We start from the raw sequence: 19,446 nt of genomic DNA, 5'->3' as shown, positions 1-19,446 counted from the left end.
ATGGCAACAACCCGGCATTGCGGTGCATCAAAGCCGCTCACGTGTATTGTGACGGTTTGATATCGCTGCTAAGACCCTTGCGCCCGGCCGCGCAGGGATCATGGCGTTGCGCAGCGGGCATTGTCGGTCACACAGAGCCAAAGTTGCTTGCATGAAGCTCGTTGCGGGAAATTCCAATCGTCCGCTGGCGGAGGCCATCTCCGCCTATCTCAATGTTCCCCTGGCCAAGGCTCAGGTGAAGCGTTTCGCGGACATGGAGGTGTTCGTCGAGATTCAGGAGAACGTGCGCGGCGAGGATGTGTTCATCATCCAGTCGACCTCGTTCCCCACGAACGACCACCTCATGGAGCTCCTGATCATCACAGATGCGCTGCGCAGGGCCTCGGCCCGCCGCATCACGGCGGTGATCCCCTATTTCGGCTATGCCCGGCAGGACCGGAAATCCGCATCCCGCGCGCCGATCTCGGCCAAGCTGGTGGCCAACATGATCGCCCATGCGGGCGTTGACCGTGTGCTGACGCTCGATCTCCATGCCGGCCAGATCCAGGGCTTCTTCGATATCCCGACCGACAACCTCTTCTCCGCGCCGATCCTGGCGCGCGACATCAAGGAACACCTGGACGGCGGCAACCGCATGGTGGTCTCGCCGGACGTGGGCGGCGTGGTGCGCGCCCGCGCGCTCGCCAAGCGCATCGATGCCCAGCTTGCCATCGTCGACAAGCGCCGCGACCGCCCCGGCGAGTCCGAGGTGATGAACATCATCGGCGACGTGTCCGGCCGCTCCTGCATCCTGGTCGACGACATCGTCGATTCCGGCGGCACCCTGGTGAACGCCGCCGACGCCCTCCTGGCCAATGGGGCGAAGGAGGTCTACGCCTACATCACCCACGGGGTGCTGTCCGGCGGCGCGGTGGCCCGCATTGCCAGCTCCCGCCTGAAGGCGCTCGTCATCACCGATTCCATCATGCCCACTGAGGCGGTGAAAGCGGCCCACAACATCCGCGTCATCTCCATCGCGTCCCTCATGGGCGAGGCCATCGGTCGGACGGCGACGGAAAGCTCGGTGTCGAGCCTGTTCGACTGATAGCTGTCGGACGCATCTGAGGCGCTAGGCCGGATTGCTTCTATTCGTTATAACCTCACATGATTTGGAGAGGTGAGATGAGACAGGTATCCAGCGCAATCGCCTTCGATGCTCTCTTTCTATACCCGAGCGCCGATCAAACGATTGGGCCGTGCCTCGCATCGGCAGGTGAGTTTGCTCGCGCTGAAGTCGATTTCCTGATCGCCCACCTGTCAGCGAATGGCGCTGTCTGCGATGTGGGTGCCAACATCGGCACCGTCTCAATCCCGCTCGCCAAGGCATCGCCGGGACTATCGGTTTTTGCCTTTGAGCCTCAATTGCCGATCTTTCGGCTCCTGATGCGGAACGTGGCACTCAATGGCGTGATGTCTGTCGAAGCCTATCCTTGGGCCTTAGGCGAGGCGGACGGAATGATTGAATTCGCCAGTCCTGCCCTGACGACGCAGACGAACTTTGGTGCCATTGGCCGTGGAAGCCAAAGTGGAGACAAGGTTCCGGTCGTTATCCGCAAACTGGATTCGCTGGCGCTTCCACCCCTGAGCATCATCAAGATCGATGTGGAAGGATATGACCTGGAGGTGGTTCGCGGAGCCCAGGAAACGATCCAGCGGAACAGGCCCATTCTGTTTTGCGAGGCTCATGCTTCGCCCAAGACGGTCCAGCTCATCGGCTTGCTGGATCAATGGGGCTATGAGGCCTACTGGTTTTTCGCTCCCTTCGTTTCAGGATCGGCCTCCCAACGGTCTGACAGGTCGGCTAAAATTGTTGGCGACACCAATATTGTTGCCTTTCCTAAAGGGAAAGAACCACACTGGCCCCTCCCCCGCATCGGCCATCCAGAGGAGAACTGGCGCAGCCGGGTCAAGGAGATGCACCATCTTGAGCGGTATGGCTGCTATCCGTAGTGCTCCGCGATCTCAGAATTCTGAATTTTCTCACGTGATTGTCTTTCGTGGAGATTTCCCTTATAGGGATGCCGCGCCCGCTCGACACCCTTGGAGGCACGGGCGCTGACCTCATGGCCGCCTTTAGGCGGCCATCGGTTTTTCAACTCAATCTATAGGACCACGACCATGAGCGAAGTAAAGCAAATCAAGGCCGTGGCGCGCGACCGGGCCGGCAAGGGGGCCGCCCGGGCCGTTCGTCGCCAAGGCCAAGTTCCCGCCGTCATTTACGGAGCCGGCCAGCCGGCCCAGGCGATCGCCCTCGACTTCAACCAGACCAAGCAGCTGATCTTCGCCGGTCACTTCCTGACCACGATCTTCGAGATCGACGTGAACGGCCAGACGATCCGCGCCATTCCGCGCGACTATCAGCTCGACCCGGTCCGTGACTTCCCGATCCACATCGACTTCCTGCGCGTTGCAGCTGGTCAGTCGATCAAGGTCGTGGTTCCGGTCCACGTGGTCGGCCAGGAGAAGTGCCCGGGCGTGAAGCGCGGCGGCACCCTCCAGGTTGTGGAGCACACGGTCGAGCTGCTCGTGTCGCCCGACGCGATCCCGGACTATATCGAGGCTTCGGTCGAGGGTCTCGACATCGGCTCCTCGGTCCACCTGAACGACATCAAGCTGCCGAACGGCGCAAAGGCGACCGCGACCGAGAACGCGACCCTCGTCACCGTCGTGGCCCCGACCGGCCTGAAGGAAGAGGAAGCAGCTCCGGCCGAAGGCGAGGCTGCCGCCACCGCCTGATCGGCCTCATCGGGCGTTCGAGCCCCATCGATCGGCTTTAACGCTCCGACCGCAAGGCCGGAGCGTTTCTTATGAGCAGGACCAAGCGATGCGCCTCTTCGTCGGCCTCGGCAATCCCGGATCCCGCTACGCCAGGAACCGCCACAATATAGGGTTCATGGCCGTGGACGAGATCGCGCGCGCGCACAATGCCGGCCCCTGGCGCAAGCGCTTCCACGCGGAGGCCGCGGATGCGGTGATCGGGGCTGAGAAGGTGCTGCTGATCAAGCCGCAGACCTTCATGAACCTATCCGGCCAAGCGGTGGGAGAAGCGCAGAACTTCTTCAAGATCCCGCTGCACGACGTGACGGTCTTCTACGACGAGCTCGATCTGCCGCCGGCCAAGCTGCGCGTGAAAATCGGCGGCGGCAATGCGGGTCATAACGGCCTGCGATCGATCTCGGCCCATTGCGGCAACGATTACCGCCGCGTGCGCCTCGGCATCGGGCACCCCGGCCACAAGGCGCTGGTGCAGAGCCATGTGCTGGGCGATTTCGGAAAGAGCGAAGAGGCCTGGGTCGATGACCTGTGCCGGATCATCGCGGACAGCGCCGCCCTTCTCGCCAAGGGTGAGGATGGCAGCTTTCAGAACAAGGTGCACCTCGCCATGGAGGCGAGAGGCTGGACGGACGTGAAGCGGCCCGGAGAAAAGGCCGCTGAAGGCAAGAACAACGCCGGCTAGGGGCCGGCCATCAAAGGAGTGAGGCCATGGGCTTCAAAATGGGCATCGTCGGCCTGCCGAACGTGGGCAAGTCCACCCTCTTCAACGCCTTGACGCAGACGGCTGCGGCGCAGGCCGCCAACTACCCGTTCTGCACCATCGAGCCGAACGTGGGCGACGTGGCGGTGCCGGACGACCGGCTCGACCAGCTCGCGGGCATCGCCGGCTCGGCGCAGATCATCCCGACCCGCCTCACCTTCGTGGACATCGCCGGCCTCGTGCGCGGCGCCTCCCGCGGCGAGGGTCTCGGCAACCAGTTCCTCGCCAACATCCGTGAGGTCGACGCCATCGCCCACGTGGTGCGCTGCTTCGAGGACACGGACATCACCCATGTCGAAGGCAAGATCGACCCCGTCGCCGATATCGAGACCATCGAGACCGAGCTGATGCTCGCCGACCTCGACAGCCTCGAGAAGCGCGTCACCGCTCTCGAGAAGAAAGCCAAGGGCAACGACAAGGAGGCCAAGGAAACCCTCGACCTCGTCAACCGGACCCTGCCTCTTCTGCGCGAGGGCAAGCCCGCCCGCCTGGTGGAGCGCAAGGCCGAAGAAGAGCGCCTGTTCCAGATGCTGGGCCTGCTCTCCTCCAAGCCCGTTCTCTACGTCTGCAACGTGGAGGAGGCCTCCGCTGACCAGGGCAACGCCTTCTCAACCAAGGTCTTCGAGCGCGCCAAGGAAGAAGGCGCCAAGGCCGTGGTCGTCTCGGCCAAGATCGAGAGCGAGATCGCCGTTCTGCCGCCCGACGAGCAGACGGACTATCTCGAAGCCGTGGGCCTCGAGGAGCCCGGCCTCAACCGCGTGATCCGCGCGGGCTATGAGCTGCTCGGCCTCATCACCTACTTCACCGTCGGCCCCAAGGAAGCCCGCGCCTGGACCATCACCAGGGGGACCAAGGCTCCCGGGGCCGCCGGCGTGATCCACACGGATTTCGAGAAGGGCTTCATCCGGGCCGAGACCATCGCCTATGCCGACTACACCTCCCTGAAAGGCGAGGCCGGTGCGCGCGATGCGGGCAAGCTGCGGCTGGAGGGCAAGGAATACACCGTGCAGGACGGCGACGTGATGCACTTCCGCTTCAACACCTAAATCTGTCGGAATCCTGAACGGGCGCTTTTTCGTCCGTTCAGGGCCGTTCTGCGACAAAGCCTCTATGGAGGTTCCCATCCCATGCAGGCTTTTTTTGAGAATTTCGCTTCCCCCGGTTTCGGCAGCGCCGAGTTCTTCATCGGCGTGCTCGTGGCCTGCGGCTTCGTCATGATCGGCATCTCGTCCCTCCTGCCGAAGACCGGTGACGACAAGCTCGAGTGGTGGGAGCGCTAGTTTCCCCTCAAGGCAGCCGCAGCGCCTTCGGCCCGATCCCGAGGCCGATCTGCAGGCTCTCGGCAATCCGCCCTGCCCGATCCACGAAGAAGGCCGCCACATCCGGCTCAAATATCTCACCCGCCGTTTGTTCGAACAGCGCCAGCCAGCGCCCGAACAGCTCCGGTGTGAGGCTCATCCCCATATGGGCCGCCTGCGGCTTGCCCTGGTAGCGGCCGGTCCGCAGGGCAATCGAGGACCAAAAATCCACCATCAGCGCCAGGTGCCGACTCCAGCGGCCGGAGAGAGCTTTATGGAAGATCGGCCCGAGTTCCGGATCGCGGATCACCCGGTCGTAGAAGGTTTCCACGAGCTGCCGGATCATCTCCTCGGTCACGCCCTCCGCCGGGCTGATGATCGGGATGCTGCGGCCTGTGGCTGACTGCACCAAAGCGGATCTCCTCAAAACGAAAAGGGATGGAGCATCATGCCTCCATCCCGTTCGATCATTCCTTGCGACAGATCAAGCCGGGCCGTTATGAGCGGCCCGGCTTGAGGTTGGTCAGTGATGGCTGCGGTTCTCAGGCTTGGCCTGGGGCCCGTGCGGGTATTCCTTGCTGTGGGAATGGGTGCTCAGCTCCATTTGCTGACCGGCCTCATACTCGGCGCCGTAGAAGACACCGTGAAGCCCCCAATACCCACTCACCAGCACCACGAGGGCGACGGCCAGACCTGCAGGCACCGAAGCCAGGCTGCCGAAGCGCGGCAGGGTATTCGGCATCTTCACGGCAATGGCCTTGGCATCGCGGCACGGATCGGCGGCAACCAGGAAGAGCGCTGCCATGATGAGGGCATGGCCGACGAGGTCGATGCGGCCGAACGGATAGACCGCGGTGAAGAAGATCGCCAGCAGGGCCACGGCTGAGAGACGGCGCACCATCGGGGTCCAGAGCAGGCCGAAGCCCAGGGTGAACTCGGCGACGCCCGCCATCGGAATGAACACGTCGCGCGGCATGCCGAAGGTCAGGAAGGGCTTCTCCTCCACGAGCGGATAGAACCAGTCCGGATAGGCGAACTTCTCAAGAGACGACCACATGAGTGCAATCGCGATGCCCCAGCGCAGGGCCAGGAACCGGCGGGCGCGCCACTTCTCGTCGTTGGAGGAGGCCATCACCAGATAGGCCGCGACCGCGACGCCGAGCGCCAGGTAGTCGAGCAGGTGGAACAGATCGTATTCCCGCAGGGCCACCACCCAGAGGGTGATGATGCCGGCCGCCGCGACCGGCATGGTCCGGCGCGAGAACACGCACATGGCGATCAGCAGCTGCGCCCATGAGATCAGCTCGGAATCCGTCTTGAGATCGGGGGTGAGATAGATGCCCCCGACCGCGAAGATCGCGACGAAGAAGGCCCCGATGGACACGCGCATGAAATCGTCGGAACGGCTCCAGAGCGGCGCGCTGATGCGGTCGAGCCCCGACTGGATGCCCCGGCCGACGAATGTGCGCTCGACCGCGAGCGTGGCAAGGAAGAAGGCCAGCACCAGGCCGATGCCGGTCCAGAACCACATGTTGGTCAGGGTTGCGGAGATCGGCTGCGGAGCGGCATCGACGATATAGGGTGCGAACCACTTCACATGCGCTTCCGCCGGCAGCGCCCACAGGCCTGCGCCAAGGGCCGTAAAGCCTGCAGCCGCCCGCTTCAGCGCTCCCGGATTTCCTGCTCTTGGCTCACACGGCGCGGAGCCGTTCGTGGCAGTGACGCGAGACATGATATCCTCGTTGTTGAGAATTTTTTCGATGAGCGGGGTGTAGCCCCATCCTGTCCACGGGAACATTCAGACAATGTCCCTAAGGGGTTTTCCGTAACGGCGTCATAGGCTTGACCATAAGAACCTTGGCCCCGAGCCCTTGTCGCGCGCCGTGGAGGGATCGTTCCCGAACCTTGAGCGTTGTGCCTTCGTGTTCTCCAATGCCGGGCCATGAAGCTTCACCATCGACACGACTGGAATCTCTCCCCGTCCGAGGCCGTCGCGCTGCAGCAGGAACTGCGGTCGGAGGTGATCTCCGACCGGCCTATCGATCTCGACCGGATCGAACTGGTGGCCGGCGTCGATGTGAGCGTGAAGAACGAGCAGTCACAGGCGGCTATCGTGGTGATGACGTATCCGGGCTTCCTGCCGGTGGAGACGGTGCTGGCCCAGCGCCCGACGCCCTTTCCCTATGTGCCAGGCCTGCTCAGCTTCCGCGAGGGGCCGGTGCTTGAAGAGGCTTTCGAGAAGCTGAAAACCGTGCCCGACGTGTTTCTCTTCGACGGCATGGGCATCGCGCATCCGCGCCGCATCGGCATCGCCAGCCACATGGGCCTGTGGCTCCAGCGCCCCACTGTCGGCTGCGGCAAGACGCTTCTGTGCGGACGCTACAAGGATCTGGCTGAGGAGAAGGGCTCCGCCGCGCCGCTCATCGACCGCAAGGAGACCATCGGCGTGGCGCTGCGCACCCGCACAGCCAAGAACCCCATGTTCATTTCCCCCGGCCACCTTGCCGACATCCCGACCGCCACCGAACTCGTCTTGCGCTGCTCACCGAAATACCGCCTGCCGGAACCCATCCGTTTAGCGCACAACGCGGCGGGGCAGTTCTCGCCTTAAGTGCTGCTGATTGACGCAGAGCGACGGCTTTGGGAAACATCGGCTGTATTCGCTAAACTTCTTCGCTGCCTGAGCCAAGCAAACCTACCCCTTCGTCAAGAGCCCTCCCCGTTCAGAGAGTTGTCCCAGCCAAGCCGCTCGGCAACAGATGGAGGGAAGGCACTCTTCCTCAATTTGGGGCAACGATTATGGCGACGATTTACGGCACCTCTGGCGCAGATACGCGTACCGGCACATCTGACGCGGATACGATCTATGGGTACGATCCCAATGCGTCGGAAATCGTCGGCACACGGATCGCATCAGGCCTGACTCAACCGCTCTTCGTCACGGGCGCCCCGGACAACTCAGGCCGCCTCTTCATCGTGGGCAAGCAAGGGACAATCCATATCGCAGGGACAGATACCCCGTTCCTGGACGTAACGGATCAGGTTGCAACGGCTGGTGAGGTCGGCCTCCTCGGCTTCACGTTCCACCCGGACTTCGCCAACAACGGCAAGGTTTACGTCTTTCTGTCAGTCAAAGGCGAGACCACTGACGATCCACGGCACAATCAGTCGCAGATCCGGGAGTACACTGTCGATCCCGCTCATCCGAATGAGTTGGATCCCAACAATTACAAGCTGATTCTGGAGACAACGGAGTACACCCCGTTCTCAGGCAACCATCGCGCGGGCTGGATCGGCTTCCACCCAACGGACGGTTATCTTTATGCCGCGATCGGCGACGGCGATCAGAACGCGAAAGCGCAGGACCCGACCAGCCTCCTGGGCAAGATCCTGCGGCTCGATGTGAATGGACCCGACGCCTTTCCGGCCGACGACAAGAAGAACTACGCCATACCGGCTGACAATCCGACCGTCTTCGACAATGCGCCCGACTTGGCACAGCCGTCAGAGGTCTATGCCATCGGGTTCCGCAACCCATGGCGCGCCAGCTTCGATCAGAATGGCAGGCTCTTTGTGGGCGATGTTGGCGCAGACACCGCGGAAGAGATCAATCTTGTGGTCCCCGGCGCAAACTATGGTTGGGGGCGACAGGACAACGGCGGCGCTCCGGATGACGGACCAACTCCTGGAACCAACGACGGCTACACGGACGCGATCCACTCCTATTTTCATAGCGAAGGCATCGGATCATCGGTTACGGGTGGATATGTCTATAACGGCCCTATCGCCGCTTTGCAGGGCAAGTACGTTTTCGGCGACTTCGGCAGCGGTCGAATCTGGACTCTCGAACAAATCGGCACCGACTGGGTGCGAACTGACATCACCGCGATGATCGTTCCGAGTGCCGGGACGATCGAGAGGATCGCCTCTTTCGGAACCGACAACAACGGCAACCTCTACGTGGTGGACATCACCGGAGAAGTATTCCGCCTCGATGCAGGCGGCGGCGGGTCAGACTTGGGCGACATACTAAACGGCGCTGAGGGCAACGACACCATCTATGGCGGCGGCGGCAACGACACCATTCATGGCGGCGACAATGATGACCATATTTTTGGCGAGGCCGATGACGATCGGCTGTATGGCGATGCCGGAGCGGATACGCTCGAAGGCGGCAGCGGCAATGACGTCTACTATGTCGACATAGACGACATCATTGTCGAAGAGACCGATAGCGGCATCGATCATGTGCGCGTTCTCGCTTCGGCCACATCCTTCGTCCTGCACGCCGGTCAAGCCGTTGAAGCTCTCCAGGCAGACAACCTAGCCTCTACGTCTGCGCTTGACCTGACCGGCAACGAGTTCTCGCAAACATTGACCGGCAATGCCGGCTCCAACCGCCTCGATGGGAGGGGCGGCGCGGACACGATGATAGGCCTTGGCGGCAATGATACCTATGTGGTCGACGATGAAGGCGATCTCATCGTCGAAGGCATGGACGGAGGAATCGACACCGTCGAGTCGATGATAGATTTCAGCTTTGAACCTGGCGGAGTTGAGGATCCGAGATTTCACCTGGAGAACCTGATCCTGCTCGGCACGGCTGCCAAGGGCACAGGAAACTACTGGGACAACTATATCAAAGGCAATGACACAGCCAACACGCTCGACGGTGCCGGTGGAGCCGACACGCTCGAGGGTGGCGACGGCAGCGATACTTACCGGGTCAACAGTGCGGAAGACGTTATTGTTGAAGCATCCGGTAAGGGTACGGACACGATCATTGTGGACGGATCATACACCCTCGCCGGCGGCGTGCATGTCGAGATTCTGAAAGCTGACGAGGAAAGTGAAATCAGCGATCTCACCGGGAACGAGCTGGGCAATACGCTTCATGGCAACAGAGGCGCCAACCGTCTCGACGGCGGTGGCGGTAGCGACACCGTCGTGTTCACTGGCAGGCGTGTCGACTACACCGTTACACGCAATCATGATGGCTCGTTCCTGCTGGAAGATTCGCGCACCGATGGCGACGGTGTCGATACGGTTCTCAAGGTGGAGATCTTCCGGTTCAGCGATGGCCCGATCACCGCGGAGAATCTGCTCAACAAAGCTCCCACCGGCATTACCTCGGAATTCGAAGTGGTGGCCGAGAATAGCAAGAACGGTACGCCGATCGTAACGTTCAAGGTGACCGATGCGGATGACGCCCAGCATCGTTTCGAACTCGTCGACGATGCCGAAGGTCGCTTCGCAATCGATCCAAGCACCGGTGCCCTGACAGTAAAGGATGGCACCCGTCTGGATTATGAGCAGGCGACCCGCCACAGCATCACGGTCAAGGCAATCGACGGAGCCGGGGCTTCGATCACCAGGACCCTGTTCATCACGGTCGATGATGTTCTGAATGAAAGTGCCACCGGCAGCGCCCTAGGCGATCTGATGCTGGGCGGCTCCGGCCAAGACACCTTCTCCGGCGGAGCCGGCAACGATACCATTGATGCCGCTGCGGGCAACGACCGTCTGAACGGCGATGCCGGCAACGACTCGCTGGTAGGCGGTGCCGGGAACGACGTATTCAGCGGCGGCGACGGCAACGACCGGATGATCGGCGGCAAAGGCAAGGACACGTTCACCGGCGGCAAGGGCCGGGACGTGTTCGTGTTCGACGACCGGGAGACGGCCTCCTCCAAGAGCAAGGCGGACTATATCACCGACTTCCGTGGTAGGGACCGCGACCGGATTGACCTGAAGCTGGTGGATGCCAACACCAAGAAGCGCGGCGACCAGAAGTTCTCCTTCATCGGGGATGACGAGAGCTTCAGCAAGGCCGGCGAGGTGCGCTTCGAGAAGACGAAGAAGTATACCTATGTCTACCTGAACACCGACAACGACCGGGCGGCCGAAGGCGTGATCAAGCTCAAGGGCTCCATCGAGCTTAGCAAGAGCTGGTTCGTGCTCTGATCGCCGTCGGCTCGGACGCACTTTCGACTATCACGCGAGGGGACGGGCGATGCCCGTCCCCTTTCCCGTTCGGGGCTGCGCACACGCCACGGACCGGGGTTGCAGGGACAGGCCTCCCCCTGAAAGGCTCGCTGTGCTAGGGCAGATTTCGACAGGGGAACGCTCATGCGCACATTCGAAGACCTGCCGGTCGGCTTTGCTCAGACCCTCGGCCCGCTCCATGTGTCGAAGGACGACATTCTGGCCTTCGCCCGGGAGTACGATGCCCAGCCCTTCCATGTGGACGAGATCGCGGCCAAGGACTCCTTCGTCGGCACCCTGATCGCTTCCGGCTGGCATACCTGCAGCCTCAACATGCGCCTTGTGGCTGACGGGCTGCTTCTGGATTCCACAGCCATGGGCGCGCCGGGCATCGAGGAGGTGAAATGGGTGCGGCCCGTCAGGCCGGGCGATACCCTGCGCTCGCACGTAAAGGTTCTGGAGAGCCGCGTCTCGAAGAGCAGGCCGTCGCTCGGCCTCGTGCAGCTCCATTTCGACATGATGAACCAGGCGGACGAGACCGTTCTCACCCAGACCAACTGGGTCATGTTCGCTACCCGCGACGCCAAGCCCTTTTCAGGCGAAGGTCGGCAGGTGCTTTCCGACATCGCGGATTCCCTGCCCGGCGATCATCCCCGGCGCGAGATCCCGCCGATCTCCTCCAACCCCTATTTCGAGGATCTCGTGATCGGAGAAACGGAGGAGCTGGGCTCCTACACCTTCACGCCCGACGAGATCGTCCGCTTCGCCAAGAGTTACGACCCGCAGCGTTTCCATGTGGATGCGGAGGCCGCCAAGAGCAGCCTGTTCGGGGCGCTCTGCGCCTCCGGCTGGCACACGGCGAGCGTCTGGATGAAGCAAATGGTCGGCCATCGCGAGCGGATCCGCGCCTATGCGCTGGCCCATGGCCAACGTCCTGCCCGGCTCGGCCCTTCCCCGGGCTTCTCGAACCTGAAATGGCTCAAGCCCGTCTATGCGGGCGACACGATCACCTACCGCACCACGGTGACGGCCAAGCGCCCCTCCGCGTCCCGTCCGGAATGGGGCCTGGTATTCCACCACAACACCGGCACGAACCAGAACGGCGAGGAGGTTTTTGCCTTCGACGGAATGGTGTTCTGGGAACGGCGGGGCTGAAGCGTTCGCTGACGTTCACTCAGGCTGCGTAGCCATAATCCAGTGTCATCCCCGCGCAGGCGGGGATCCAGAAACACGGCGTTGCAAGAAAGGATGAGCGGCGGCGTTGTGCCTCTCCTGCACCGTCAGCCGTTATGGATCCCGGACTCCGCTGCGCGGCTCCGGGATGACAGGGAGGTCAATGCCCCTCGAAGCTCACGAGGCTGCGCACCTCGACGCCTAGGTCACGCAGCTTTTGCGCGCCGCCAAGATCGGGCAGGTCGATGATGAAGCAGGCGGCCACGATGTTGGCCCCCATCTGGCGCAGGAGCTGGGAGGCAGCCACGGCCGTGCCGCCGGTGGCGATGAGATCGTCCACGAGGATCACGCGCTCGTCCTGGCCGATGGCATCGGTGTGGATCTCCATCTCGTCGACGCCGTATTCGAGCGAATAGGCGATCCGCACCGTCTCGTGGGGCAGCTTGCCCTTCTTGCGGATCGGCACGAAGCCGGCGGAGAGCTGGTGCGCAACGGCGCCGCCGAGAATGAAGCCTCGCGCCTCGATTCCCGCCACCTTGTCGACGCGCCCGCCCGCGAAAGGATGGACGAGTTCGTCCACGGAGCGCCGGAAGGCCCGCGCATCGCCCAGCAAGGTCGTGATATCCCGGAACACGATGCCCGGCTTCGGATAGTCCGGGATCGAGCGGATCGCGGTCTTCAGATCGGTGAGGAGACGCTGGTCCATGGGTTCGGCCTGCCTGGATATGGAATGAAGATGGATCTGTAAGCGCCGTGAGCGCAAGACGCCAGCGCTTATGCTCTCGAAGGATTGAGCACCCGCCCGGCCACCGCATCCAGCTTCGTCAGGATCTCGGGATCGCGGGCGGAGGGCGCCGTCATGATGGCGCCGTCGAGGGCCCGGTCGGAGCCTGCGGGGCACGGCTCATGCTCGGCCGGGAAATCGCGGGCGACGCGGGCGATCAGGCGCGAGACCGTGGCGGCGTTCTGCTGCGCCACAGCGACCACGGAGGCGACGTCCACGTTGTCATGCTCGGGGTGCCAGCAATCGTAATCGGTCACCATGGCGATGGTCGCATAGGTGATCTCGGCCTCGCGGGCGAGCTTGGCCTCCGGCATGGCCGTCATGCCGATCACGTCGTAGCCGAGACCCTTGTAGGTGATGGACTCGGCGTAAGTGGAGAATTGCGGCCCCTCGATGCACACGAGCGTGCCGCCCAAGCTGAAAGGAATGTCCTCGGCCACGGCGGCATCGGCGATACGCTGGCGCAGCAGGGGACCGACCGGATGGGCCATGGGGACATGGGCCACGCAGCCCCGGCCGAAGAAGGAGGTCTCGCGCTTGTGGGTGCGGTCCACATACTGGTCCACCAGCACGAAGAAGCCGGGATAGTACTCGTCCTTGAACGAGCCGACGGCCGAGACGGAGATCAGGTCCGTGACCCCGGCCCGCTTCATCACGTCGATATTGGCCCGGTAGTTGATGTCGGAGGGCGACAGACGGTGCCCTCGCCCATGACGGGGCAGGAACGCGATTTCGGTCTTGCCGATCCGCCCGATGCGCAGCACGTCGGAAGGCTTGCCCCACGGCGATGCGATGCGCTCCTCGCGCATGTCCTCGAGCCCCGGCAGGTCATAGACCCCCGATCCGCCGATGATGCCCAAAACCGCCTTCGCCATGCTTGTCCTCGCCTGCCTGTGCTCCAGCCTCTCATAGACGACTGCAGGCTCATCCCCAAGCCCGGCGGCGCTTCGATGCGAGGGCCAGCCGATCAGCCCAACGGGAAGCTCGCGAGCTTGTCCCGCACGAGGCAGGGGAACAGGGTCTCGCGGATGAGCTTGATCCGAGCCACAGGGGCCAAAACCGCAACCGGAATGGCTTCGATGCTCTCAACGACGGAACGGGGCACCGAGGCGGCGGTCCGATAGCGAGCCAGCGTCGTGTGGATCAGATCGTAATGCAGCGGCTCCCGGCCGGGCGGAAGGGGAAGGTCACGGACGATCCTGTCCCTGATCGCCGCGATCAGGCCGGTCTCGTCGGTCGCGGTGGCGATGATGGCCGTGTCTGTGACCTTGAGCCGGGAGAAGCGCAGTTCCAGCGCCCCATGGCCCGAGCAGAGATCCTCCAGGAGGTTTCGGGACAGTTCGGCGATGCTCTGCCAGTAGGCGTCCTTGTCGAAGGATCCCTTCACCGGCACGAGCGGATAGATGGTCACGTGAAGCCCGTCCCTGGGGACGAGATGCAGCGGCTCCGGCCAGCGCTCGGCAATCGCCCGCTGCACCTCCTCGAAGGCTTCGCGGGTTTCAGGCTCAAGGCTCGGCTGGACGTGGTAGGCGAGGCAGGGCAGGCCCCAGATGTCATCGGCAATCGTCTGCAGCATGGCCACCGAAATAGGGCCGCTCCTGGGGAGTGTCACCTGAAAAGAAAAAGGCCCCGGAAACCGGGACCTTGATCGTTGGTTCTCAAGGATTGTGCGTCATCGGGGGCGTGGCGTGGCCTTCGACCTCGCCGCCCACTCGGGCCCAGATCTTCTTCTTGGTGAAGTAGAGCAGGCCTGCGAGCACGATCAGGAACAGCATGGCCTGGAAGCCGAGGCGCTTGCGGGCCTCGAGATGCGGTTCCGCCGTCCACATGAGGAAGGCCGTCACGTCCTTGGCATATTGCTCGACGGTCTCCGGAGCCTGAGGCTGGCCGGCCTCGTTCTTCGGATACTCGACCTGGCCGTCGCTGACCGGCTTCGGCATCGCGATCACATGGCCCGGATAGTACTCGTTATAGTGACCGCCGGCCGGCACCGCGAAGCCCGCCGGGGGCTCCTTGTAGCCGTTGAGCAGCGCCGCCGTGTAATCTGCGCCGTTCTCGGAATACTGAAGGAATACGTCCGTGATCCACCAGGGGAAGCCGCGCTCATAGGTGCGGGCCTTGGCCATCAGAGACAGATCCGGAGGCGCCTTGCCGCCGTTGGCTGCCGCCGCGGCGTTCTCGTTCGGGAACGGCGACGGGAAACGGTCGGCCGGACGGCCGGCACGCTCGAACATGTCGCCGGCCTCGTTCGGGCCGTCCTGGATCTTGTACTCCGCCGCCAGGGCGCGGACCTGGGCCTCGGAGAATTCCGGACCGCCGGGCTGCGACAGGTTGCGGAAGGCGACATAGCTCAGGCCGTGGCAGGAGGCGCAGACCTCCCGGTAGACCTTGAAGCCGCGCTGGAGCTGGGCCCGGTCGAAGGTGCCGAACGGCCCCTGGAAGCTCCACTTGAGCTGCGGCGGGACCGGGGTCTCGCCGGCAGCGAAGGCCGGAGCGGAGAGGCCGAGAACGGCCGCAGCGATGAGAAGGGTACGCTTCATCATGATGTTTTCCTCAACGCTTCCGTTCAGCCCTTGGACTGCGGCTCGGCACTGGCGCCGACCGGCATGCCAGCCCCGCCCTTCTGCACGCCCATCACGGATTCGAGGATCGAATTCGGCAGCGGCAGCGGACGCTCGACGAAGCCGAGCACCGGCAGGACGATTAGGAAGTGGGCGAAATAGTAGACCGTGCAGATCTGGGACGCGATCACGTACCAGCCCTCCGCCGGGCGGGAGCCCAGCCAGCCGAGCACGAGGCAGACGGCCACGAAGACCCAGAAGAAGAACTTGTAGGTCGGACGATAGGCGGTGGAGCGCACCTTCGAGGTATCGAGCCAGGGCATGAACACCCAGATCACGATGGCCGCGAACATGGCGATGACGCCGCCGAGTTTGTCGGGAATGGCACGCAGGATCGCATAGAACGGCAGGAAGTACCATTCCGGCACGATGTGCGCGGGCGTCACGGCGGGGTTCGCCGGGATGTAGTTGTCCGCGTGCCCCAGGTAGTTCGGCATATAGAACACCCAGTAGGCGAAGAAGATTAGGAACACGACGACGGCGAAGATGTCCTTGATCGTCGCATACGGCGTGAACGGAACCGCATCCTTGCCCGACTTGATCGGAATGCCGGTCGGGTTGTTCTGGCCCGGCACGTGCAGCGCCCAGATGTGCAGGGCGACGACACCGGCGATCATGAAGGGCAGCAGGTAGTGCAGGGAGAAGAAGCGGTTGAGCGTCGGGTTACCGACGGAATAGCCGCCCCAGAGGTAGCTTACGATGGTCTCGCCGACGAGCGGGATCGCCGAGAAGAGATTCGTGATCACGGTGGCGCCCCAGAAGCTCATCTGGCCCCAGGGAAGCACGTAACCCATGAAGGCGGTGGCCATCATGAGGATGAAGATGATCACACCGAGGATGTACAGAACCTCGCGGGGCGCCTTGTAGGAGCCGTAGTAGAAGTTCCGGAAGATGTGGATGTAGACGGCGATGAAGAACATCGACGCGCCGTTGGCGTGCAGATACCGGATCAGCCAGCCGTAGTTCACGTCGCGCATGATGTGCTCGACGGACTGGAACGCCATGGCGGCGTTCGGGGTGTAGTACATCGCCAGGAACACGCCGGTCACGATCTGCGCGACGAGCATGAAGGCCAGAATGGCGCCGAAGGTCCAGAAATAGGTCAGGTTCCGCGGCACCGGGAAGGCGACGAATGAGGAATGGACAAGTCCCGCGACCGGCAGGCGGCTCTCGAACCACTGACCGAAGGCGCTCTTGGGAACGTAAGTTGTGGAATGCTGGCTCATGTGTATCGCCTGATCGTCGCTTAGGTTACGCCGTGGCTTCTTGGCCGATGATGACCTTCGTGTCGGACGCGAAGGCATAGGGCGGGATCGGCAGATTGGTCGGCGCCGGGCCGCCGCGGACACGGCCGGAGGTGTCGAACACCGAGCCGTGGCATGGGCAGAACCAGCCGTTGTACTCGCCCGAGTTCCCGAGCGGCACGCAGCCGAGATGGGTGCAGTTGCCGTAGACGACGAGCCACTGCGGCTTGCCGTCCTTCACGCGGACCGCGTCGGGCTGCGGGTCGCGGAGCGATGCGACGTTCACGTCCGCTGCAGCCTTGATCTCGTCCGGCGTGCGGTGGCGGATGAAGATCAGCCTGCCGCGCCAGAACACCTTCACGATCTGGCCTTCGGCGATGGGCGTCAGGTCGACTTCGACAGGGGCGCCGGCCGCAACGGTCGCAGCGTCGGGTGCCAGCGACTGGACGAAGGGCCATACCAGGGTGGCCCCGCCGATAGCGGCGGCTGCGCCCGTGGCGATGTACAGAAAATCGCGCCGTGTCGGCTCAGCGACATGAGTGGTGGTCTCGGCCACTTGGCTCTCCAGCATTGGTAAAAACGAGAACCGCGCATCGGCAATGCCTTGGAAACCCAGGCATCCGGCACACGAGGTCCAAAAAAGGAACAAGCATGCGCGTCGAGGCGCGCGCAATGCGACTGGGAGTCGCCGCGCGGTGGCTCTTTGGCACGGTCAAGCCCGCCTGTCCATAGCCGGATTGGAGTTGTTCCAGGGAGTGGCTCAAAATGCCGCCGGTCCCGATGGCCCATGGCGATCCCTTGACGGCAGGGCCGGTTGCCACGATGACGGAAGGCATGCCCCGTCTCGCCATCTACCAACCGGATATCCCGCAGAACACCGGCACCATGCTGCGCCTAGCGGCCTGCCTCGCCGTGCCAGTGGAGATCATCGAACCTGCGGCCTTCGACGTCTCCGACCGCAATCTGCGCCGCTCCGGCATGGACTATCTAGGCCATGCAACGATTAACCGTCACATCTCCTGGCGGGCTTTCGAGGCCTGGCGGCAGGAGCATGGAGGCCGTTTGATCCTGGCCACGACCAAGGCGGCCATCCCCTACTCCGATTTCGCATACCGGCCCGACGACGTCGTGATGGTCGGCCGGGAATCGGCCGGCGTCCCGGATGAGGTGCATGCGGTCGCCGACGCGCGCGTTCTTATTCCCATGCAGCCCGGGATGCGCTCGCTCAACGTGGCCGTGACCGCCGCCATGGTCCTGGGCGAGGCCCTGCGGCAGACCCGCTCCTTCCCCAACCCTGCCCCTTCCGAGACGTGAGGCCAGTTCCTATGACCGACCAAGCCGCCGTGGCGCGCCTGCAGAATGAGGCCCCTGTCTGGTTCGCCCTGCTGCGCGACCGCATCTGCGCCGCCTTCGAGGCCCTGGAGGACGAGGTGACGGGTCCCCTCCCTCCGGAGGCGTCCGAGCCCGGCCGCTTCGAGCGCACCCCCTGGGAGCGCAAGGATCACAACGGCGTGCCCGGCGGCGGGGGTGTCATGTCCATGATGAAGGGCCGCGTGTTCGAGAAGGTAGGCGTGCACGTCTCGACGGTCCACGGCGAGTTCGCACCCGAGTTCCGCGGCCAGATCCCCGGCTCTGACCAGGACCCTCGCTTCTGGGCCGGCGGCATCTCCCTCATCGCCCATCCCTGGAACCCGAACGTGCCGACGGTGCATATGAACACCCGGTTCGTGGTGACCACGAAGCCCTGGTTCGGCGGCGGGGCGGACCTCACTCCCGTGCTCGACCGGCGCCGCACCCAGGAGGACCCGGACACGGTGCTCTTCCATCAGGCCATGGAGGAAGCCTGCGGCGCCCATGCTCCCGAAGGCTCCTACGAGAAATACAAGAAGTGGTGTGAGGAATACTTCTTCCTCAAGCACCGCAACGAGCCGCGCGGCATCGGCGGCATCTTCTACGACTATCACTGGACCGGGAACCCGGACGAGGACTTCGCCTTCACCCGCAATGTGGGCGAGGCCTTCCTCAAAGTCTATCCCGAGATCGTCCGCCGCAACGCCACCAAGCCCTGGACGGAGGAAGATCGCATCGAGCAGCAGGTGCGGCGCGGGCGCTATGTGGAGTTCAACCTGCTCTACGACCGGGGCACGATCTTCGGCCTCAAGACGGGCGGCAACATCGCCTCCATCCTCTCCTCCATGCCGCCGACGGTGAGGTGGCCTTAAACCAAGAATGCGTCATCCCGGATCTGCGCTTCGTCCGGGAAGACACTCTCATATCTGTCAAAGCGCCAGCGCCTTGTGGCCCGCAGCGGGTGCTGCGAGCCTGAAGGGTTGTCGAGGGTGGCGTGCTGGGCAGCCCGGCTCGATGATGTGTGTGGAAGGTGAGAGCCAGACTGCTCGTCACGCGCGGTTTGTTTCAGCGGACCTGGTCCAAGCCAGGATCGGCCACCCGCGATCACAGGTGTGCGAGACCTGCGGCGGGACCGCCTCCCACCCCACCTCTGCGACGCCTCGCGAGCGCGCCCCTCGAAGGGCGGGAATGCACAACGATATAGCCGAGCTTGGCACATCTGTCAAGAACAAAGTGAGAACATGCGCCACCTTCCCTCTCCCCTGTAGCGGGAGAGGGTGGCCTGCGCAGCAGGTCGGGAGAGGGGCCGTCAGACGTCGAGCACAGCCCCTCTCCCGGCTCGCTCCGCTCGCCACCCTCCCCCGCACTCAAGTCGGATGTTTCCGACTTGAGCACGAGGAATGTCCAGATCGGGAAC

Annotated in this window: 19 protein-coding genes; 11 read left to right on the top strand and 8 right to left on the bottom strand. The window is 63.4% G+C overall.

Annotated features, from left to right (window positions below; genetic code table 11):
* Positions 1-151 precede the first annotated feature (151 nt).
* From JAO75_RS04840 to JAO75_RS04815, 6 genes are all read left to right on the top strand, one after another.
* Positions 152-1,084 (top strand): ribose-phosphate pyrophosphokinase, encoded by a 933-nt coding sequence (locus tag JAO75_RS04840; protein ID WP_199047150.1) that lies wholly within the window; start codon positions 152-154, stop codon positions 1,082-1,084.
* 77 nt (positions 1,085-1,161) lie between these two features.
* Positions 1,162-1,989 carry an FkbM family methyltransferase gene (locus JAO75_RS04835; protein WP_199047148.1) on the top strand — a complete coding sequence of 276 codons (828 nt, stop codon included), beginning with the start codon at positions 1,162-1,164 and terminating at the stop codon, positions 1,987-1,989.
* Positions 1,990-2,157: 168 nt separating this feature from the next.
* The gene (locus JAO75_RS04830) at positions 2,158-2,775 is read left to right on the top strand and encodes a 50S ribosomal protein L25/general stress protein Ctc (protein ID WP_199047147.1); all 618 of its coding nucleotides are present in this window, start codon (positions 2,158-2,160) and stop codon (positions 2,773-2,775) included.
* An 88-nt stretch (positions 2,776-2,863) separates the two neighbouring features.
* Entirely contained in the window at positions 2,864-3,496 is a 633-nt protein-coding gene (gene pth / locus JAO75_RS04825; RefSeq protein ID WP_199047144.1) for an aminoacyl-tRNA hydrolase, read from the top strand.
* A 26-nt stretch (positions 3,497-3,522) separates the two neighbouring features.
* The gene (gene ychF, locus JAO75_RS04820; RefSeq protein WP_199047142.1) at positions 3,523-4,620 is read left to right on the top strand and encodes a redox-regulated ATPase YchF; all 1,098 of its coding nucleotides are present in this window, start codon (positions 3,523-3,525) and stop codon (positions 4,618-4,620) included.
* A gap of 81 nt (positions 4,621-4,701) precedes the next feature.
* Entirely contained in the window at positions 4,702-4,854 is a 153-nt protein-coding gene (locus tag JAO75_RS04815) for a hypothetical protein (RefSeq protein WP_199047141.1), read from the top strand.
* A 7-nt stretch (positions 4,855-4,861) separates the two neighbouring features.
* On the opposite strand, the gene JAO75_RS04810 is transcribed toward JAO75_RS04815, so the two are convergent.
* Together JAO75_RS04810 and JAO75_RS04805 are read right to left on the bottom strand one after the other, a co-directional pair.
* Positions 4,862-5,281, bottom strand: a complete 420-nt coding sequence (locus JAO75_RS04810) for a group III truncated hemoglobin (protein WP_343234551.1) — start codon at positions 5,279-5,281, stop codon at positions 4,862-4,864.
* Positions 5,282-5,395: 114 nt separating this feature from the next.
* A complete protein-coding gene (locus JAO75_RS04805) occupies positions 5,396-6,604 on the bottom strand; it encodes a hypothetical protein (RefSeq protein ID WP_246742365.1) in 1,209 nt (402 codons plus the stop codon).
* A gap of 210 nt (positions 6,605-6,814) precedes the next feature.
* Between JAO75_RS04805 and nfi the strand changes: the two genes are divergently transcribed.
* From nfi to JAO75_RS04790, 3 genes are all read left to right on the top strand, one after another.
* Complete coding sequence (nfi, locus tag JAO75_RS04800; protein WP_199047139.1) at positions 6,815-7,483, top strand: deoxyribonuclease V; 669 nt, start codon at positions 6,815-6,817, stop codon at positions 7,481-7,483.
* A gap of 188 nt (positions 7,484-7,671) precedes the next feature.
* The gene (locus JAO75_RS04795; RefSeq protein ID WP_199047137.1) at positions 7,672-10,836 is read left to right on the top strand and encodes a PQQ-dependent sugar dehydrogenase; all 3,165 of its coding nucleotides are present in this window, start codon (positions 7,672-7,674) and stop codon (positions 10,834-10,836) included.
* Positions 10,837-11,001: 165 nt separating this feature from the next.
* Positions 11,002-12,012 carry a MaoC family dehydratase gene (locus JAO75_RS04790; RefSeq protein ID WP_199047135.1) on the top strand — a complete coding sequence of 337 codons (1,011 nt, stop codon included), beginning with the start codon at positions 11,002-11,004 and terminating at the stop codon, positions 12,010-12,012.
* Between the two features lie 178 nt (positions 12,013-12,190).
* Here JAO75_RS04790 and JAO75_RS04785 read toward each other — a convergent pair whose 3' ends face one another.
* The 6 genes from JAO75_RS04785 to petA form a co-directional block, all read right to left on the bottom strand.
* Positions 12,191-12,736, bottom strand: a complete 546-nt coding sequence (locus JAO75_RS04785) for an adenine phosphoribosyltransferase (protein ID WP_199047133.1) — start codon at positions 12,734-12,736, stop codon at positions 12,191-12,193.
* Between the two features lie 68 nt (positions 12,737-12,804).
* Complete coding sequence (locus JAO75_RS04780) at positions 12,805-13,689, bottom strand: S-methyl-5'-thioadenosine phosphorylase (RefSeq protein WP_199047131.1); 885 nt, start codon at positions 13,687-13,689, stop codon at positions 12,805-12,807.
* Positions 13,690-13,781: 92 nt separating this feature from the next.
* Positions 13,782-14,396, bottom strand: coding sequence for a hypothetical protein (locus JAO75_RS04775; RefSeq protein WP_199047129.1), 615 nt, complete (start codon positions 14,394-14,396; stop codon positions 13,782-13,784).
* A gap of 76 nt (positions 14,397-14,472) precedes the next feature.
* Positions 14,473-15,357: a cytochrome c1 gene (locus JAO75_RS04770; protein ID WP_199047127.1), complete on the bottom strand. Its 885-nt coding sequence runs from the start codon at positions 15,355-15,357 to the stop codon at positions 14,473-14,475.
* Between the two features lie 23 nt (positions 15,358-15,380).
* A complete protein-coding gene (locus JAO75_RS04765; protein ID WP_199047126.1) occupies positions 15,381-16,661 on the bottom strand; it encodes a cytochrome b in 1,281 nt (426 codons plus the stop codon).
* A gap of 25 nt (positions 16,662-16,686) precedes the next feature.
* Positions 16,687-17,250, bottom strand: coding sequence for a ubiquinol-cytochrome c reductase iron-sulfur subunit (gene petA, locus JAO75_RS04760; RefSeq protein ID WP_199047125.1), 564 nt, complete (start codon positions 17,248-17,250; stop codon positions 16,687-16,689).
* A gap of 263 nt (positions 17,251-17,513) precedes the next feature.
* On the opposite strand from petA, the gene JAO75_RS04755 reads away from it, so the two are divergent.
* Together JAO75_RS04755 and hemF are read left to right on the top strand one after the other, a co-directional pair.
* Complete coding sequence (locus tag JAO75_RS04755; protein ID WP_199047369.1) at positions 17,514-17,993, top strand: tRNA (cytidine(34)-2'-O)-methyltransferase; 480 nt, start codon at positions 17,514-17,516, stop codon at positions 17,991-17,993.
* Positions 17,994-18,004: 11 nt separating this feature from the next.
* Positions 18,005-18,901, top strand: a complete 897-nt coding sequence (gene hemF, locus JAO75_RS04750) for an oxygen-dependent coproporphyrinogen oxidase (protein WP_199047123.1) — start codon at positions 18,005-18,007, stop codon at positions 18,899-18,901.
* Positions 18,902-19,446: the final 545 nt, after the last annotated feature.

The organism is Microvirga splendida, from assembly GCF_016427565.1.
Lineage (GTDB): Bacteria > Pseudomonadota > Alphaproteobacteria > Rhizobiales > Beijerinckiaceae > Microvirga > Microvirga splendida.
This window is presented reverse-complemented; position numbering and strand designations above follow the sequence as displayed.

Bases quoted from the DNA above. Each gene is read 5' to 3' on its own strand.
- JAO75_RS04840 (WP_199047150.1), top strand. From the start codon at position 152: ATGAAGCTCGTTGCGGGAAATTCCAATCGTCCGCTGGCGGAGGCCATC.
- JAO75_RS04835 (WP_199047148.1), top strand. From the start codon at position 1,162: ATGAGACAGGTATCCAGCGCAATCGCCTTCGATGCTCTCTTTCTATAC.
- JAO75_RS04830 (WP_199047147.1), top strand. From the start codon at position 2,158: ATGAGCGAAGTAAAGCAAATCAAGGCCGTGGCGCGCGACCGGGCCGGC.
- pth (WP_199047144.1), top strand. From the start codon at position 2,864: ATGCGCCTCTTCGTCGGCCTCGGCAATCCCGGATCCCGCTACGCCAGG.
- ychF (WP_199047142.1), top strand. From the start codon at position 3,523: ATGGGCTTCAAAATGGGCATCGTCGGCCTGCCGAACGTGGGCAAGTCC.
- JAO75_RS04815 (WP_199047141.1), top strand. From the start codon at position 4,702: ATGCAGGCTTTTTTTGAGAATTTCGCTTCCCCCGGTTTCGGCAGCGCC.
- JAO75_RS04805 (WP_246742365.1), bottom strand. From the start codon at position 6,604: ATGTCTCGCGTCACTGCCACGAACGGCTCCGCGCCGTGTGAGCCAAGA.
- nfi (WP_199047139.1), top strand. From the start codon at position 6,815: ATGAAGCTTCACCATCGACACGACTGGAATCTCTCCCCGTCCGAGGCC.
- JAO75_RS04795 (WP_199047137.1), top strand. From the start codon at position 7,672: ATGGCGACGATTTACGGCACCTCTGGCGCAGATACGCGTACCGGCACA.
- JAO75_RS04790 (WP_199047135.1), top strand. From the start codon at position 11,002: ATGCGCACATTCGAAGACCTGCCGGTCGGCTTTGCTCAGACCCTCGGC.
- JAO75_RS04785 (WP_199047133.1), bottom strand. From the start codon at position 12,736: ATGGACCAGCGTCTCCTCACCGATCTGAAGACCGCGATCCGCTCGATC.
- JAO75_RS04780 (WP_199047131.1), bottom strand. From the start codon at position 13,689: ATGGCGAAGGCGGTTTTGGGCATCATCGGCGGATCGGGGGTCTATGAC.
- JAO75_RS04770 (WP_199047127.1), bottom strand. From the start codon at position 15,357: ATGATGAAGCGTACCCTTCTCATCGCTGCGGCCGTTCTCGGCCTCTCC.
- JAO75_RS04765 (WP_199047126.1), bottom strand. From the start codon at position 16,661: ATGAGCCAGCATTCCACAACTTACGTTCCCAAGAGCGCCTTCGGTCAG.
- petA (WP_199047125.1), bottom strand. From the start codon at position 17,250: ATGCTGGAGAGCCAAGTGGCCGAGACCACCACTCATGTCGCTGAGCCG.
- JAO75_RS04755 (WP_199047369.1), top strand. From the start codon at position 17,514: ATGCCCCGTCTCGCCATCTACCAACCGGATATCCCGCAGAACACCGGC.
- hemF (WP_199047123.1), top strand. From the start codon at position 18,005: ATGACCGACCAAGCCGCCGTGGCGCGCCTGCAGAATGAGGCCCCTGTC.